At 69.5% G+C, this 14,813-nt stretch carries 13 protein-coding genes; 4 read left to right on the top strand and 9 right to left on the bottom strand.

The annotated features are described in order from the left end of the window. A partial coding sequence (locus K7G59_RS32315) for an alkene reductase (RefSeq protein ID WP_225840244.1) occupies positions 1 to 984 on the bottom strand: 984 nt, incomplete at its 3' end. Between the two features lie 219 nt (positions 985 to 1,203). Between K7G59_RS32315 and K7G59_RS32310 the strand changes: the two genes are divergently transcribed. Together K7G59_RS32310 and K7G59_RS32305 are read left to right on the top strand one after the other, a co-directional pair. Beyond that, complete coding sequence (locus K7G59_RS32310) at positions 1,204 to 1,746, top strand: MarR family winged helix-turn-helix transcriptional regulator (protein ID WP_225840243.1); 543 nt, start codon at positions 1,204 to 1,206, stop codon at positions 1,744 to 1,746. A gap of 188 nt (positions 1,747 to 1,934) precedes the next feature. Further along, positions 1,935 to 2,243, top strand: a complete 309-nt coding sequence (locus K7G59_RS32305) for a transposase (RefSeq protein WP_225840242.1) — start codon at positions 1,935 to 1,937, stop codon at positions 2,241 to 2,243. 361 nt (positions 2,244 to 2,604) lie between these two features. Here the strand turns inward: K7G59_RS32305 and K7G59_RS32295 are convergent, their stop codons facing one another. Then, a complete protein-coding gene (locus K7G59_RS32295; RefSeq protein ID WP_225840241.1) occupies positions 2,605 to 3,060 on the bottom strand; it encodes a VOC family protein in 456 nt (151 codons plus the stop codon). A gap of 252 nt (positions 3,061 to 3,312) precedes the next feature. Between K7G59_RS32295 and K7G59_RS32290 the strand changes: the two genes are divergently transcribed. Further along, positions 3,313 to 3,975: a M15 family metallopeptidase gene (locus K7G59_RS32290; protein ID WP_225840240.1), complete on the top strand. Its 663-nt coding sequence runs from the start codon at positions 3,313 to 3,315 to the stop codon at positions 3,973 to 3,975. Positions 3,976 to 4,741: 766 nt separating this feature from the next. Here the strand turns inward: K7G59_RS32290 and K7G59_RS32285 are convergent. The 6 genes from K7G59_RS32285 to K7G59_RS32260 form a co-directional block, all read right to left on the bottom strand. After that, complete coding sequence (locus K7G59_RS32285) at positions 4,742 to 6,877, bottom strand: ATP-binding domain-containing protein (protein WP_225840239.1); 2,136 nt, start codon at positions 6,875 to 6,877, stop codon at positions 4,742 to 4,744. A 53-nt stretch (positions 6,878 to 6,930) separates the two neighbouring features. Next, on the bottom strand, positions 6,931 to 7,560 hold the full coding sequence (locus tag K7G59_RS32280) for a TetR/AcrR family transcriptional regulator (protein ID WP_225840238.1): 630 nt from the start codon (positions 7,558 to 7,560) through the stop codon (positions 6,931 to 6,933). Positions 7,561 to 7,996: 436 nt separating this feature from the next. After that, on the bottom strand, positions 7,997 to 9,541 hold the full coding sequence (locus K7G59_RS32275) for an FG-GAP-like repeat-containing protein (RefSeq protein WP_225840237.1): 1,545 nt from the start codon (positions 9,539 to 9,541) through the stop codon (positions 7,997 to 7,999). A 777-nt stretch (positions 9,542 to 10,318) separates the two neighbouring features. Then, on the bottom strand, positions 10,319 to 10,921 hold the full coding sequence (locus K7G59_RS32270) for a hypothetical protein (protein ID WP_225840236.1): 603 nt from the start codon (positions 10,919 to 10,921) through the stop codon (positions 10,319 to 10,321). A gap of 505 nt (positions 10,922 to 11,426) precedes the next feature. Beyond that, on the bottom strand, positions 11,427 to 11,570 hold the full coding sequence (locus tag K7G59_RS35150) for a hypothetical protein (protein ID WP_308295114.1): 144 nt from the start codon (positions 11,568 to 11,570) through the stop codon (positions 11,427 to 11,429). Positions 11,571 to 12,177: 607 nt separating this feature from the next. Further along, a complete protein-coding gene (locus K7G59_RS32260; protein WP_225840235.1) occupies positions 12,178 to 12,807 on the bottom strand; it encodes a TetR/AcrR family transcriptional regulator in 630 nt (209 codons plus the stop codon). A 104-nt stretch (positions 12,808 to 12,911) separates the two neighbouring features. Between K7G59_RS32260 and K7G59_RS32255 the strand changes: the two genes are divergently transcribed. After that, positions 12,912 to 13,970 (top strand): aldo/keto reductase, encoded by a 1,059-nt coding sequence (locus tag K7G59_RS32255; RefSeq protein ID WP_225840234.1) that lies wholly within the window; start codon positions 12,912 to 12,914, stop codon positions 13,968 to 13,970. Between the two features lie 141 nt (positions 13,971 to 14,111). On the opposite strand, the gene K7G59_RS32250 is transcribed toward K7G59_RS32255, so the two are convergent. Beyond that, a complete protein-coding gene (locus K7G59_RS32250) occupies positions 14,112 to 14,699 on the bottom strand; it encodes a helix-turn-helix domain-containing protein (protein ID WP_308295113.1) in 588 nt (195 codons plus the stop codon). Positions 14,700 to 14,813: the final 114 nt, after the last annotated feature.

Below are 14,813 nucleotides of genomic sequence, written 5' to 3'. Positions count from 1 at the left end.
GCCTTCGGGATCAGCGGGACGAGCGCGCAGGGCCAGGAACAGCGCCCCGTAGGCGACCATGTCCGCCGTTCCATCCTCGATCAGCTTCAGCGCCTCGGGACCGGTGACCTCGGGGTGGGTGAACGGGTTGAGGACGAACGTGCCCGGCCAGGCCTTGCGAAGCCGCGTGGTCAGGTCGCGGTCCGGGCCTTCCATCAGGTGCAGGTAGGCCAGGTCCAGGCCGGCGAGCTTGTCCAGCAGCACCTCGTACGCCTCGGCCGGGTGGGGCTCGGCGATGTCGTTGAACGGGTTGCCGGGCGAGATCCGCAGGCCCACCCGGTGGCTGCCGATCGCCCCGGCCACGGCCGCGGTGACCTCGGCGGCGAAGCGGGTGCGGCCCTCTACCCTGCCGCCCCAGGCGTCGGTGCGCAGGTTGGTGTTGGGTGCGAGGAACTGGTGGACGAGGTAGCCGTTCGCGCCGTGGATCTCCACGCCGTCGAAGCCGGCCTCGATGGCGCCCCGGGCGGCGTCGGCGAAGTCGTTGATCGTCTGCCGGATCTCCGCCTCGCTCAGTTCCTTCGGCTCCACGAAGTCCTTCGGCCCCTCGTGGGTGTAGAGCTGGCCCTTGGCGGCCACGGCCGACGGCGCGACCGGCACCAGGCCCTCGGGCAGCAGGCTGGGGTGACCGATCCGGCCGGTGTGCATGAGCTGCGCGAAGATCACCCCGCCTTCGCGGTGGACCGCGTCGGTCACCGTCCGCCACGCCGCCACCTGCCCGGGCGTGTGGAGTCCGGGGGTGTCGGGGTAGCCCTGGCCGACCGGCGAGGGCTGGATGCCCTCGGTGACGATCAGGCCGGCACTGGCGCGCTGTGCGTAGTACGTCGCCATCAGCTCGGTCGGCTCCGCGCCGGGCCCGTATGCGCGGCTGCGGGTCATCGGCGCCATCGCGATACGGCTGGCCAGGGCCTTGCCGCCCAGAACGATCGCATCGAAAGCAGTGGTCATGATCTCTTCCCTCGTGGAGTGGATAGGCGGGGGTCCCGACGCATCCGGTAGAGCAGATGCCTGTCCGAACAAGTAAATACCGAAAGCCATTCCCCAGGCCGCCACGTGACGTACATCACGCCGTATCACCAGGGAAATTGCCACGAGAAGGCAGGCAAGTCCCCCGCGGTCCACGTCGCGCGGTAGCGTTAGTTGACCGATCAGGGAAGTGAGGAAGAGATGGCACAGTCCACGCCGACGCCAGGAAAGGGGCCCGCGGTGGTCGGGCAGGAGGCCAGCGTCCCGGTGCCGGCCGCGGCCGGCGGCGGGCCCATCAGTCATGCGATCTTCCGCCTCGCCCGGCTGCACCGCATGTACGCCGGACAACTCCTGCGCCGCATCGGCCTGCACCCGGGCCAGGAGCTGGTCATGATGCACCTGTGGGAACTCGGCCCGCAGCGCCAGGCCGACCTGGTGCGACTGCTGGACTCCGACGCCGCCACCATGACCCGCACCGTCCAGCGCCTGGAGCAGGCCGGCTTCGTCCGCCGCCGCCCCTCACCCACCGACAAGCGCGCATCCCTCATCGAACCCACGGCCGCCAGCCACGCCCTGCGCCGCGAGGTCGAACAGAGCTGGAGCCAACTCGAAGACCTCGTTGCTGCGGGCATGAACCCCGGCGAGCGCACCGAGGCCCTGCGCACCCTGGAACGCCTGGAACACAACCTCCTCCAGGCCGCCGCCGATCCCGGATGCGCGGGGACAGAGCGTCAGCTCGGTTAGGGTCTGCTGCGAAAGCGGATCTTGTTCGTTGGTGATCACGTCCTGCGGGACGCGGGGATCTGACGAGCGGCCGGCGGGCCCGGCTGGAGCCTCTGCTGCCGACGGGCATCAAGCCGGGTTGAGCTTCCGCCGAGATACAGGGAGGGTTGACAGCAGGTCAGATTGACCTCGTGAGAGGAGATCTGACGATGCCTGCCCCCAGAAAACATCCGTTGGAGTTGCGTGAGCGTGCGGTGCGGATGTACCGCGCGGCCGATCCGAAGCCCGTCATCCGACGCATGGCCGAGGATCTGGGCGTGCATCATGAGGCCCTGCGCAACTGGATCCGACAGGCCGAGGCCGATGCCGGCGAGCGGGACGACATGCTCACCACTGCCGAGCGGGAGGAGCTGGCGGCTCTGCGAAAGCAGAATGCCCAGCTCAAGCGGGCGAATGCGGTCCTGCGAACGGCCTCGGCTATATTCGCGGCCCAGCTCGACCCGACCCGGCCCAGGTGACGGCACTCGTCGACGAGCACCCGCATCCGGGGGTCGAGCCCGTGCTCCGCGAACGGAACATCCCGTCCTCCACCTGCATCGCTGGCGCCGGGGGCGAGAAGGAGCCGTGCGAACACCGCCGCCGGGACGACGAACTGACGGGCATGATCCGACGGGTCCACGACGAAGCGGGCGACCGCCGAAGTTCGACAAGGACGACTACAAGCAGCGGCATGCGGTCGAGTGTGGGATCAACCGGCTCAAGCGCCACCGGGCCGTTGCCACTCGGACTCGGTACGACAAACTCGTCGTCCGCTGCGAAGCGACAGTGCTGCTCGCAGCCATCAACGAGTGGCTGCGACCAGCACCGTCACGACGGCCCTCAGACGACGTCGAATTCGTTGCCCTCGGGATCCTGCATAGCGGCGGCGTAGAGCCCCATGTCCGGCTCATCCTTGATCCGCAGCACGGTGGCACCAGCTTTGACCAGCCGCTCCACCGTGGTCCTGACCCGCTCTGCGCGGACCTCCCATGGGACTTCACGGCCTCCACCGACCTTCAGGTCGAAGTGCCACCGGTTCTTGGCGATCTTCGGCTCCGGAACCTGCTGGAACCACACCCTCGGTCCGTGTCCCGCGGGATCGATGATCGACTCCGGAACATCCCCGGCACCGGCCGGCAACTCTGCCTCGGAAACCCCCATCGCCGCCCAGTAGGCACGCCACGTGGCGTGCCCACTCGGCGGAGGCTCAGGCACGTAGCCCAGGGCCTCGGCCCAGAAAGTCACCATTCTCTGCGGATCGGAGCAGTCGATCGTCAACTGCACTTTTATCTCCATCCTCGGAGCATCCCAGCCAGGTCTGACAGACGACCCACTTTCGCGTGCGCGGCCCCGGAGGGATGGGGGGTGGGGTCGAGGTCGAGGCGGGATTTCATTCAGCTTCGGGCGCTCCGCCGCTCCCGTCACATTTCGGCTCTTACGGTTTTGTGACGGTGCCGGCGGCAGACGACCAGAGCCGGAACGCGAGGCGCGAAGCGCTGGCCCGACCCACGGACGCCCTGGCAGATCTCTACCGTAGGCTCACGTGTCATGATCTTGCTGAGCGATCCGCGAGTGAGCGACACCCCAGTGGCAGACTGCGGCGAACCCCTTGCGGACATCGCCACCTGCCCGGCGATAGCGCTGGACCCGCGAGAACGGGACGAGGCTGGGGCATACGGACGAGTCAGGACCGGCGTACTCGAACGCCTGAGCTCAGCCTCCGAGAGACTGCCCGCCGGCGTCGGGCTCCTCGTGATCGAGGGCCACCGCAGCCCGGCTGAGCAGGCACGTCGGTTCGCACTGTACGAGGATCGCCTGCGCGCTTCCGGCATCACGGATCCGGCAGAGCTTCGGCGCCGGACCAGCGCTTTCGTCTCCCCGGTCGAAGTGGCCCCGCACTGTGCCGGCGCGGCCGTGGACCTGACGCTCGTCGACAGGGACGGCGTGGAACTGGACATGGGCGGCGCGGTGAACGGCCACCGCACGGGCGATGAGAGATGGTGCCCCTTCGACGCTCCGGGGCTGTCACCGAGCGCACGTGACAACCGCAACCTGCTGGCCGGATGCCTGCGCGAGGAGGGCTTCGTCAACTATCCGAGCGAGTGGTGGCACTGGTCGTACGGGGACCGATACTGGGCGCTGATGACCGGTGCCCCCGCTGCCGTCTACGGACCGATCCAGGTGCTGTCCGCGGGATCGTGTGACCACTAGGCTGCGCCGACGGAACGCACAACCGACGTTCCAGAGAGTCTCGCCCAGCCCTGCACGTCCGGCCCGGCGAATGACTGCGACAGCTTCGCCGAGGCGTACTCGCGCGGACAACGAGAACAACCCCCTGCACGCGTACGGCTGTCCCTCTACGTACGGGCCTCTGCGTGCCGGCACAGCCGCCCCGGCGCCGGCCTCCGTCCCCAGCTCACGCACCATCCGCCGGTGGATCATGCGCCCGCACGACACGCTGTCGCCTCATCACGCCGCTGGGCTGGAGCAAGCCCGCCTCGCCTGAGCCGACATCACTCAGGCGTGCGACCTCGCTCGGGCAGCACCGATTTCGAAGAGCCCCATCGGGGTCGGTGTTCCCCGACTTCGGCTGGTCGTGGTCACGGACAACGGCACTGGGCCGGTTGTGCCGTGGGGATGGTGGTCCGCTGATGCCGTCGGCGAAGGCAGCGGCGTACCGGTGGGAAGTCTCGCTGACCGAAGGAGCACCGGCGGCTGGACGTCCCGCACTCGATCCACAGCTGCACGGGCTGCGCAGTCACTCGGAGCCAGTCGCCGCCGGCCCGAAGGCGGTCGTGCTGCACTTCGCCCTGGCTTGCCAAGCCCCCGTCCAGCGCTACACCAGCCGTCCGACCGCACCCGCACCCAGCGGTGCACCACCCGCCGCCTACCGGTGCCGGTGAACCGGAATGAGTCTTCTGCTCGGGTGCACTGGCCCACCGCCACCCTCACCAACCTGCGTAAGTCGTTGATGGGCTCAGGAATCGGCCGACAGTTCAATGCCGGAGGACGTGGGTGCGCCGGGTGTTGAGAACCTCGGCCGTTCGATGTTCTGCGATTCCGCGGGCCGGATCGCGAGTGGCAGTGGTGCGGAGTGCACGATGTGGAGGCGGGAGACCGCTCGGGTGAGGGCCACGTACAGGCGGTTCATTCCCCGGGGCTCAGCCTGGACGACGGCTGAGGGCTCGACGAGCACCACGTGGTCGTACTCCAGTCCCTTGACGGTGGAGGCCGGCACGACGGTGAGGCGGGCTCCCTGGGTGTCCGGTGCGGATACCGGGGTTCCTGCCGCGAGGAGAGCGTGGTGGAGCTTCGGTGCTTCGGTGTCGGCTGCGATGACGCCGATGGAGCCTGCGTGCCGCAGCGCTGTGTGCACGGCCGCGACTGTCGCGGCGGTCGTGTCGTGGGTTGCCTCGATGCTCACTTCTCCGTCGCGGCGCAGGGATCGGGCGGGTGGTACGTCCGCGTCGAGGTGGTGCAGAAGGCGGTTGGCAAGTTCGGCGACGGCGCCGGGGACGCGGAAGCCCGTGGTGAGTGCGGTGATGATGGCGTACGGCTTCCCCAGGTGGGTGAGGAACTGCGGCCAGTCGCGGGCGGCCCAGGGGGTGGTGCCTTGGGCGAGGTCTCCGAGGACGGTGACGGATCCGAAGGGTGAGCGGCGGGCGATGGCGCGGCACTGCATGGGAGACAGGTCCTGTGCCTCGTCGATCACGACGTGCCCGTAGCCGCCGGGGTGCTTGATCAGGCCGGAGAGTTCGTCGAGGAGTACGAGATCGGCCGCCGACCAGCGAGCCGACCTGGGAGAGCGCGGCGGTTTCGACCACAGGAGGGTCTTCTGCTCGTCCGCGTCGAGGATGCCTTCGGCAGCGGCGGCCAGAGTGTCCGGACGGGTGAGCAGGCCGGCGAGGATTTCCTCGGGTTGCGCGGCGGGCCAGATGGCGTTGAGCAGGGCGGTGACCGGGCGTGACCGGGAGATCTTTTGTACCCAGGTTCGGGTGCGGGGGCCGCCGCGGCGCTCGGCCTGATCCTGAACGGCGTGGACGATGCGGGTGCGGACGCGTTCGCGTCCTACGGCATAGGGGGGTTCCTCGGTGCGCACCTCGTGGACGATCTTCTCCAGTACGTCGACGGGTACGCGCCAGCGGTAGGAACCGTCCGGCAGTACGAGCGGCTGCGTCACCTCTGTGCTCACTCGCGCGTAGAGCGCGCGGCGCAGGACCTCTGCCATGCGGATGTCGTGCTTGAGGATCGCCGCGGCGTCGCTGTCCTGTGCCGTGACCGGTTGCCGGGCGATCTCGTCGTCGAGGGTGGACTGCCTCACTCCTGTTTCGCCGAGCGCGGGCAGGACTTCGGAAATGTAGGACAGGAAAGCGCGGTTGGGCCCGAGGATCAGCATGCCGCCGCGCTGGATGCGCTGCGGACAGGTGTAGAGGAGGTAGGCGGCACGGTGCAGTCCGACTGCCGTCTTGCCCGTGCCTGGGCTGCCCTGGACGCAGAGGGACGTGGTGAGGTCCTCACGTACGAGGTCGTCTTGCTCGGGTTGGATGGTGGCGGCGATGTCGCGCATGGGACCGATGCGGGGGCGCTCGATCTCGCTGGTGACGATGCTGCTTTCCCGCACCTCGCCCTCACTGAGGTGCTCGTCCTCCAGGCCGGTGAGGTCGGCCGAGTCGCCGCGGCCGGCAGGTGACCAGCCGAAGCGGCGCCGGACGGCGACGCCTTGCGGACGTCGAGCACTTGCCTGGTAGAAGGCGCGTGCCACTGGCGCGCGCCAGTCGACCACCAGGGGCGGGTCGGACGGATCGTGTGTGATGCGCACACGCCCGATGTGGTACTCCTGCCCGGCGTGGTCGCCGGCGGTCTGGGGGTCACGGTGGAAGTCGAGGCGCCCGAAGAAGAGCGGACCCTCGGGCAGTTCCCGAAGTTCCTTGGCCTGGCTGCGCAACTCGTAGCCGAGCACTTCGGCGTCGGCGCCGGATGCGGAGGCGTCCGCGCCGATGACCACCTGTTCCTGCGCGTTGTCGGTCATGGTCTTCAGCGCCGCTCGGCATGCGTCGTGGTAGGTGCGTTCCTGGGTCAGGGCATCACTGAGTACGGACTCGGAGCGTGGCATCCCTCAAGAATAATGCAACCGAGTAATATTTTTTACCCGGTTGCCGTACGGCGTCAGGCAAGGTGGGGCAGTCCGGCCTCCAGTTGCGCGAATGCCGACCGGGCTACTGCCACGGCCTCGGGGTAGAGCGTGTCCGCGCTGCGGCCGGCGGTGATCTGGCGCCAGTTCTCCTGCGCGAGGATGCGCTGGACAGCAGCGATCTGCCCGGCGGCCAGGCGGGCCTGGACGCCACCGCCGGTTTCGCTGCCGAGGCTATGGGCAAGAGCGGCTTCGTCCCGTTCCACATGAGTGTGCAGGCGCGCCACCAGTGGCGGCGTCCCGTACAGCAGCCGGTGGAAGGCGAGCACCTCGGGGTCATCGTTCAGGCCGGTCACCGGATCACGCCGGGCGAGCCCGTCGAGGAAGTGGCGTCGCAGCGCCTCCAGCGGAGAGCACCCGGCCGGGCGCTGTGCGACCACCCGCCCGGCCTCCCCCTCGTGATCGGCCAGCCGGTGCAGAACAAGATCCTCCTTGGCCGGGAAGTAGCGGAAGAGCGTCGGCTTGGAGATGTCCACGGCTGCCGCGATGTCAGCGACGGTCACATGCTCATAGCCCTTCTGCTGGAAGAGCCCGATGGCCGTGTCCGACAATCGCTGATACATCTGCTGCTTCTTACGCTCGCGCAGCCCGCCCACGTCGCCCATGCCAGAAGCGTACGCAGCCACCATCCGCACGTCGTCACGCCTCCTCGGCTTTCCTGCCCGCGTTCGGGGTAGCGTGTACGCCCCGATCACGTTCGCGACGCCCTGTCGTCCTCGGCTTCTGCTGATGCGGGCTGACTGACTGGCTGACGGCGGATCTCGCTGGCGCGGGTCCCTTCAGAACGTGGGAGAGCCCACCGCCGGTAGTGGTGCCCCGTTCTCGCAGTGCTCAGCCCGCTGCAGAAGACCGTCCTCGCACACGCAACCCCGTTGCGGCCACCGCAGCGTGGAAGGCCGCGTTCGGCGAGGTCGCAGGAGAGGCGCAACGCGGCAGCGGTGCCCGCACCGAGAACACCGGAGCGGGCACCGCCGTGATACTCGGCATCACCTGCCGTGGTGAACGGCCCGTCAGCTGGAGGGGTGGCGGGCGGCCCGCCGGTCAGTCGTCGAGGGCCTCGCCGAACCGGGCGTCCAGGCAGGAGGCGCCGAGGGAGCAACCGCCGTAGATCCACGAGCCCGGCAGCTTGATACCGCTCGAGCCCGCTGAGAACACCCACACCACGCCGTCGTTGGTGTTCTCCCCCGGCGCCGAGGCGAGCAGGCCGTAGTAGCCGTCGTCGTTGGGGTCGGTGAAAGACACCTGGGCGCCGAACTTGTCGTTCTTCTCGGCCGTACCCGGGACATAGGAGGTGTTCTGGTTCACGGCCAGGGCGCCCGATGCGGTGAGGCCCTTGGCCGAGCCGCGCAGGACCCAGAGGGCCCCGGCGTCCACGACGCTGCCGATGTCCTCACCGGAGGCGCCGATCGCCACGTCCGCGTATCCGTCGCGGTTGGTGTCGCCCACGGACAGGTCAGTGCCGAAGCCGTCACCGCGCTCGGCGACCCCGGGCACGCCAGCGGTGTCCTGGGTCCACCAGACGGGCGGAGCACCGGGGCCGGCCTGACCGACGGGCCCGTCAGGACTTCCGTAGTAGACGCCGACCATGCCGCCGGTCGTCGAGGCACTACCGTCGTCGGGGCTGTGGGGCTCCCCGGTGACCAGGTCGTCGAAGCCGTCGCCGTTGACGTCGCCGGAGGCGACCACCGGGCCGCCGCGCACCGCGATCGGAGGCTGAGGATCGGTGTCGGAGCTGAGGATGACGTACGACCAGCCGTAGCCCTGCTCGGCGCCCTCGCTGAGCCCGGAGACCACCAGGTCGGCCAGGCCGTTGTTGTCGTAGTCGCCGGTGGTCAGGGACTTGGGCGTGATGGCCGGCGCTTCGTCCTGGGCGCTGAGCGGGGTGCGGGTGTCGTCCTTGAACAGCTTGAACGGGGCCGCGCCCGCGTCGCCGCGGGTCGCGCTCGCGCCCCCGCTGGTGGTGGACTGTGGCGCCGCTTGGTACTGATAGACAGACAGGCCGACCTTGTCGAGTACGGCGAGCAGGTCGCCCGGCACGTACGAGGTGAAGTGTCCGGCCGCCAGAGAGCTGCCGAACCTGTTGCCTGCCGCTGCCGCATCCGACTGCAGCCAGTCGCTGTTGCCGCCGGACAGGCCGTTCGGCGAGCCCCACAGGACGGTGATGCCGCCCGCGTCCGTGCCGATGCCCGTGAGGTCCTCGCCCGGGATGCCGATGACCGCGTCGTCGTAGCCGTCCCCGTCGAGGTCGCCGGTGGCCACGGCCTTGCCGAAGGCGTCCCCGGTCTCGGCGGCGCCGGGAACTCCGGTGGTGTTCTGGCTGAAGACTCTGGCGTTGCCCGTGGTGACGCCCTTCGGGCCGCCGTACTGGACGGTGACGAGGCCGGCGCCCGAGTGGCCGCCGACCGTGGCGCCGGGCGCCCCGATCAGCACGTCCTCGTACCCGTCGCCGTTGAAGTCGCGGTTGCGGTCGCTCGCGCGGGTGCCGCCGGGAGTCCCGGCGTAGGAAGCGGGGGCGGTGGCCATGGCCGCGCCCGTGATGAGGAGGAACGATGCCGCGGCAACGGCGGCCGAGCGTTTCTTGTGCATGAGCGGCTCCTTTGCTCAAGAACGTCCGGGCAGGCGCGGGGGGTGTCCGAAAAGAGCCCGTTTCTTGTCCGGCACCATCTTTGACACTCCATGAGGCATCAGGGTTGTACGGGCGCAGGCGGCCCGACGACGCCGGACGGTGACCTCGCGTGGAACGGATCGCCGCTGGGAAGGCGCGACGTCCGGTGGCCGCTGGGCCACCCGCTGAACCCGCTCCGAAAGGTCGCGGGAGACCGGCAGCCGGAGTCGAGCAGCATCCACGCCGCGCACTTGATGCCGAGCACGAACGGCCGGCCGGAGGGACATCGGCGACGCCGTCGACCGGTACCGCGGCGCTCGCCGGCGAGATCGCCCACCTCCACTGGTCACGACCGCCGTCGGCAGCGATGTCACCGCCGGACTGGAGGCGATCGAGTGCCGAGTCGGTGTGGGGCGGCGGATGAGTCCTTCACCGAGGCGAGCCGGTACGAGATGGGTCAGTCGGCCAGGAAGGCCGTGCGGCACGCTGGAGAGGGCCCGGCCGTCGAGTAACCGGTGTCCTCCTGCCGGTCAGGCCAGGCCGGCGGCATGTCCGGACCGCCCGCGCCATGGCCCTGCGGCGGCCACCGGCGAACCGGCCGCCCGCCGAGCCGGCGGACCCGCCCGCACTGAGGGGCTGGTGCACGATGCCGAGGGAGCGCTGACCTCGCGTCGGCAGGCACGTGCGCGGGGCACACCGCTACGCGCAGTCACCCAGCTGACAGTGCCATCGACGTGACGCCTGATCGGCGATGCGTCTCAGTAGGGGCCGCCTCGGAACAGGACACTGTGGTGGTGGCGCGGGCGGTCGCCACGTTCGTGGGCCGCGTCGGAGCGGTCGGCTGGGGCCGGGCGCCGGGCGAGGGCTCGCAGGGTCGACAGGCCGGCCAGTACCTGGTCACGGTGGCGAGCGGACTTCATCCAGACAGGCAGCCGGGCGAACATGCCCATGGTGGGGGAGGCGTGACGCTCACGCAGCCGGGCACCCACGTAGGCGGTGAGGGCATCGACGTGCTCCTCGTCGTAGGCCCACAGGATCCGTCCCGCACAGCGCGTCTGAAGCCACAGTGGCCGCCGGAAGAAGGGGTCCTCGGTGCCGCCGACCACAGCGCCGACCAGGCCGGTGCCCCGCTGCTCGGCAGTCCACTCCGCCACCGCGCCGCAGCCGGCGCAGCTGAGACGGCGGGGCTGGAAGAGCAGCTCACTGAAGTACTTCGGCGAAGGGAGACCGGGCAGGGGCACCACGAGCGCGCGGCCACCGCACCTCGGGCAGACCACGAGCACCCGGCTGGTGAACCGGACGAGCCACGTGCCGTGGTCGTGGTGGCGGACCTGTTCGGAGTGCGCGGGCCGGGAGCTCATGACGGACACTTTGCCAGGCGCGGCCCGCCCCGGACGACTTGTATACCGCGGCCCCGGCCAGACCCGCACGAGACCTCCCAGCGGCGGACGGGGCTCTGTACACACCGATCTGCCCACACGGATCTGTCACACCGTCGGCTGCGCCGGCCGCTCGGCTCAGGTGACCGCAGCCGCCGCGCCCGCATCTCCGCGCCGACAGCTCCCGGACGCCGTCCCGCCGCTCAGACGGCAGCCGTAGCGGTCCGAGTCCGGTGGCTACGGCCTCACCGGCGTGCCGCAAGTGTGCGGTCGGCCGTAGGGGGCGGCCCGTACCAGGGCGCACGGCAAAGGGCCGCCCCCAGCCCTGCCGTCCTGTCGTGGCAGTGCACTACGACAGTAGACGGCCACGTGGGACAGCGCCGCCCAGCGCGGGAGCAGGTCCTCCGCGTTCCGACCGCGGGGACCGCCTGCTGCAGGCGCCTGTCGCGCCTCGGCGCCTGACGCAGCATGCAGCGCCGGATCTGCTCTACGACGGGTGGTACGCGCTGATCAGCAGCGTGTCGGCGGCGCGCGGACCATCGGGGCCGGCGGGCAGCACGTCGAGGGTGATCCGGGTGAACCCGGCCTCGTCGAGCAGCCTGCTCCAGACGTGTTCCTGCGGCCACCGCATCGGGCTGGGCGGGGCCCGCTCAGGTAGTGGCCGAGGGTTGCGAACACCAGTCGCCCGTCCGGCTCGAGGGCGGCGGCGACCGTCGGCAGCAGCTCGCGCGGGTCGGTGAAGTCGCCGAAGACGCTGTGCAGCACGTCGTACGTTCCGGTCGTCGCGTGCAGGTGGGACACGGCGTCGCACTGCACGATGACGCAGGTGGGGTGCGAGGTGGGCGTGCAGGTCGGTTGCCATGGCGTACTGGGCGGGTGAGGCGTCGATCGCGACGACCCCGGCGGGCTGGTGCCGTGCTGCCAGGTGTGCGGCGTGCCGGGCTGCTCCGGCGCCGAGGTCCCCACGCGCCGGTCGGTGAGGTCACCGAGGACCTCGGCGCCGGGTCCGGCGTCCTGGCCCCAGTTCCAGTGGAAGGTGTCGCGAACGGCTCGGCACCGGCGGCGTGGACGCGGCCGTAGTGGTGCCAGAGGTCTGCGGTGCTGGTGTCGCTTCCGTGGTCACCCGCGTGCTCGGCCGCCACAACGAGATGGCCGCCGAGGTCGACGGAACCTTGAGCCCCTATGCCCCCGAGATCGCGCGCACGGCGACCAGCACTCGGACGGATGCAAGAAGCTGGTCACGCAAGACCTCGCTCACCCCGCAGGTATGCTCCCGCGCGCGCTGCGGCTGCGGCGGCCTCGGCGGCTTGGTCCGCGGCGGCTTCGTCGAGACGCTCGCCCGTGGTCAGCAGGCGGTAATAGAGGGGGGCGGAGACAGCACGGATGACCTCGTGAACATCGGTGCCCTCAGGCACCTCGCCCCGCTCGATGGCTTGCTGGACGCAGGGCGCCCACTCCTTGACGCGGATGTCGTAGAAGCTGTGCAGGGCCTCAGCTGTCTTGGCCTCGCAGGTGGCGGCGGCGATCACTGCCTTGAACAGCGCTCCTTGCCGCGGGTCGGCCAAGGTGCGCTGCACGAGCCGGGCGTTGGCCTTGAGATCGCCGAGCAGCGAGCCGGTCTCGGTACGCGGCAGTGACTGCTCGGCCATGTCCACAAGCAAGTCAGCCACCAAGTTGGTCACCGTTCCCCAGCGGCGGTAGACGGTGGTCTTGCCCACCTCGGCACGGCGCGCGATGTCGGCGAGGTCCAGGTGGGCAAAGCCATGCTCTGCCAAGGCGTCCCCAGCCGCTTGCAGCACCGCCGACCGCACCCGCGCCGTGCGCCCTCCAGGACGGATGGTCCCCGGATCCGCACCCTCAAACCCCATAACGGGACTCCAGTTTCGTTAATTGCTCACGCCTGCTATGTTGAGGAACACACTAACGGAACTCCAGACCCATTAGCCAGTCAGGCAGCGCGAGAGGAACAGCCATGGAATACAGACGGCTGGGTGCATCCGGCCTCAAGGTCCCCGCACTGAGCTTCGGCGCCGGCACCTTCGGCGGCCAGGGACCGTTGTTCGGCGCCTGGGGCAACACCGATGCGCGAGAGGCACGCCGCCTCGTGGACATCTGCCTGGACGCCGGGATCACGATGTTCGACACCGCCGACGTGTACTCCGGCGGCGCCTCCGAGGAGGTGCTGGGCGAAGCGATCAAAGGCCGCAGGGATCGGGTGATCGTGTCCACCAAGACCAGCCTGCCGATGGGCGACGGTCCAGGCGATGCGGGCTCCTCCCGTTCGCGTCTGATCACCGCATGCGAGGACGCCCTGCGTCGGCTCGGTACCGACTACCTCGACCTGTTCCAGCTGCACGCTTTTGACGCCGGCACACCGATCGAGGAAGTCCTGTCCACACTCGACGATCTCGTACGAGCAGGAAAGGTCCGCTACCTCGGCATCTCCAACTTCTCCGGATGGCAGGCGATGAAGTCCCTCTCGATCGCGGAGAGGTACGGCCACCCGCGCTATGTCGCGCATCAGGTCTACTACTCCCTCGTCGGCCGCGACTACGAATGGGAGCTGATGCCCCTCGGACTGGATCAGGGCCTCGGAGCCCTTGTCTGGAGCCCCCTCGGCTGGGGACGGCTCACCGGCAAAGTCCGCCGCGACCAGCCCCTACCGGCCCATAGCCGACTGCACCACACCGCGGACTACGGCCCGCCGGTCGAGGATGAACACCTCTACCGCGTGGTCGATGCCCTCGACGAGATCGCTCAGGAGACCGGCAAGAAGATTCCGCAGATCGCCATCAACTGGCTGCTCCAGCGGCCGACCGTTTCATCCGTCATCATCGGCGCCCGCAACGAGGAGCAGCTCCGTCAGAACCTCGGTGCCGTCGGCTGGACTCTTACGCCCGACCAGTTGGCGAAACTCGATGCGGCGAGCAGCAAGGTAGCGACCTACCCGTACTTCCCTTACCAACGGCAGGAAGGCTTCGCTCGCCTCAACCCACCGGTAGGTGATGTTGCGGCTCCGCCTGCTGCATGACATGACATCGGTGGCTTTCGTGATGTGTAACCGTGGCGGACATGTCCGCCACGGAAAACACCGGATCAGACCCCGCGAACAGCAGCTCGCCAAGACCGACCGAGGACAGGCGTTGCGTTCCTCGACTGCAGGAGGGGAGCTTCAGCGTGCGCGCACCCCGTCGATGGCCAGGTTGAGCAGCCGGTCGGCCTCGCCTGGGCCGTCGGGCTCCTCCTCGGTGGCCAAAGCGATGGCGCTGACGAGCTTGAGCAGTTGAGTGATGGTGACGTCGGGGCGTACGGCATTCACGTGGCGGGCGCGGTCGAGCAGTTCGCCGCCGGCGCTGGTGATCATTGCGTGGCAGGTGCTTCCCAGTGCTGGGTCGCCGTCGCGTGCGCCGTGCATGAGTGATGCTCCCAGACCCCGGTTGGCGACGGCGTGTGCGCCGACGGCGCGGAGCCAGGTGACGAGTGCGGCTCCGGGATCGGGCGCGGGCAGCAGGTCGTGAGCCTTGGCACAGAGGGCCTCAACCCGGCCCTTGAAGACGGCTTCCAGGAGCAGTTGCCGGGAGGGGAAGTGCCGGTGGAGTGTGGCTGAGCCGACGCCGGCGTGCCGGGCGATCTCCTCCAGCGAGGCTTCGGCTCCGTGCTCGGCGACCATGCTCTCGGCGGCGGCCACGATCCGGTCGTAGTTGCGGCGCGCGTCGGCACGCATCGGCCGCGGAGCAGGGCCGGCTGCACTTCTGGGCACGGGAACTCCTGACGGCTTGCGAACTGGGGTGGCCCTCCATATTGTATCGACCGATAACCGGAGGGGCACCCCAGTTACGTTACGGATGTGGCCCCTCGCCGGCATGCGATACGG

This window comes from Streptomyces sp. NK08204, assembly GCF_020400585.1.
Classification (GTDB): Bacteria; Actinomycetota; Actinomycetes; order Streptomycetales; family Streptomycetaceae; genus Streptomyces.
The sequence above is the reverse complement of the archived record's forward strand: the minus strand, read 5'-3'. Positions and strand labels throughout refer to the sequence as shown.